Source organism: Zavarzinia sp. (assembly GCF_049306435.1).
Taxonomy (GTDB): Bacteria; Pseudomonadota; Alphaproteobacteria; order Zavarziniales; family Zavarziniaceae; genus Zavarzinia.
In genome coordinates, this window is record NZ_JBAQRT010000061.1 from 1 (window position 1) to 2,039 (window position 2,039).

Here is a 2,039-nt window from a genome sequence, read left to right on the forward strand (position 1 = left end):
GGCATGGCCGGCGCGGCCGCTGCCGTCACCGGCCTCGGCGCGGGCCTGGCAACGACAGCCGCCGCCGCCTCATCGGTCAGCCAGTCCTGGCAGCAGCTGGCCGTGACCGCCGGCCTGGTGGCGACAGAGCACGATCAGCTGGGGGCGTCCTTTCGCGGTCTGTCGACCGCCGTTGGCCTGCAGGCCGCCGAGATCGAGGCCTTGCGCGCCCGCTATGTGCCCCTGGCGGCGGTCGAGGCCGCCCATAAGGCCGCGCTGGACGAGATCGCGCGCGCGACCAGGATCGGTGCCCTCTCCGAGCAGGAGGCGGCGGCGGCCGTCGCTCATACAACGTCGGTCGTCCAGGCCGCGACGGCGCGCATCCACACGATGGGCGCCGGCCTCGGCGCCCTGGGCGGTCAGGGCAAGCTGACGGGCCAGCAGATGACCCAGTTGAGCTATCAGCTCAACGACGTGGTGGTTTCGCTGGCCGGCGGGATCAACCCGCTCATGGTCCTGCTGCAGCAGGGGAGCCAGATCACGCCCTTGTTCGGCGGTATCAAGGGCACCCTGTCCGCGCTCTCTGGCGTGCTGACGCCGACGACGGTCGGCTTTGGCGCGCTGGCGGCGGCGGTGGCCCTTGGCGCCTTCGCGCTCAGCCGCTACATCACGGCGACCAAGGAGGTGGAGGTCGCGCTTGCCGGTCTCGGCCGCGCGTCCGGCGCCACGGTCAGCGACATCGAGGACATCGCGCAAGCGACGGCGGATGCCGCCGGCCTGTCTGTCCCGGCCGCCCGCTCGATCGAGGTCGCACTCGCCCGGACGGGCAAGATCGGGGTCGAGCAGTTCGGCGCCCTGATCGGCATCACCAGGGATTTTGCGGCGGCGCTCGGGACCGACGTCGAGACAGCGGCGGCGAAGCTCGCCGAGATACTGGCCGATCCCGCCAAGGGGGCCTCGACGCTGTCCCGCCAGCTCGGCCTGGTCGACGGCGCCACCGCCCGCTACGTCGAGCGACTGGCCGCTCAGGGCCGCACAACCGAAGCCCAGAACGCCTTGATGGAGGCGATGCGCGGCCGCCTGGCGGACGCGGAGCAGGCGACAACCGCGCTCGGCCGGGCGTGGGATTTCGTGGCCCGCATGGCATCTGGCGCGATCGAGGCCATTGGAGGCGCGGTCGATGCCGTCTTTGATGGCCAAGACCGAGCCACGCAGCTGGCGACCATAAACGGCCGAATTTTCGACTTGACCCACGAAATGGTGCCGGGGACGGGTAGCAGGGCGGCCCCGGCGCAGTATCGCGAGCGGATTTCACCCCTTTCGGCGGGCGGCCGAACAGGCGGTGAGGCAGCCGAGCTTGCCAGACTGCAACAGCAGCGAGACGCCCTGAAGACTCAGATTGACCAAGAGCGAGCTGCGGCCGAGCAAACCGCTGCCGATATTCGGCGTCGGGCCACCGGCGACGCCGCCCTGACGCTGGCGGACAGCCTCCCGAACAACAGCCGGGCGGGGCGCATCACCGCGCTCTCGGACCAGGAAGCCAAGCTGCGACGCGGGCTGGACGCGCCGGGCCTGTCGGTGGAGGAGAACGCCCGCATCGCGGCCTCGATCTCGGCCGTCGTGCACGCCCGCGAGACGCTGCTCGCCCAGGCCGACCCGATCGCCGAGGCCGGCGCGGCCGAGCTGGCCTCGATCCGGGCAATCACCCCCGAAGAGAAGCGCCGCGCGGCCGAAGAAAAAGAGCGCCTGGCCCTGGTCGGCGAGGTCATCACCGCCGACGAGGCCCAGGCGCGGATCACCGCTGCCGGTCAGGCGGCCTATGAGGGGGCCACGGCCTCGATCGGGCAGCAAAACCGCGCGCTGTCCGTCAACGCTGCCTCATCGCTTTCGGCCGCGCAAGCCTGGCTGACCTCGTCGGAAGCCGGGGTGGCGGCCGAGGCGGCGCGGACGGCGGCGCTCACGCAAGGCCTGTCGGCCCAGGCAGCGCTGGACGAGCAGATCGCCCAGGCGGCGCTGTCGGGCGCCCAACAGGCGGCCCAGCTGGGCGACCAGGCCTCCGC

1 protein-coding gene is annotated in these 2,039 nt (G+C 71.9%); it reads left to right on the plus strand.

All coding sequences use genetic code 11. From position 1 onward, the window contains the following. Positions 1-2,039 (plus strand): phage tail length tape measure family protein (locus WAZ62_RS03210; RefSeq protein WP_422642089.1); only part of this gene is annotated, 2,039 nt, incomplete at both ends.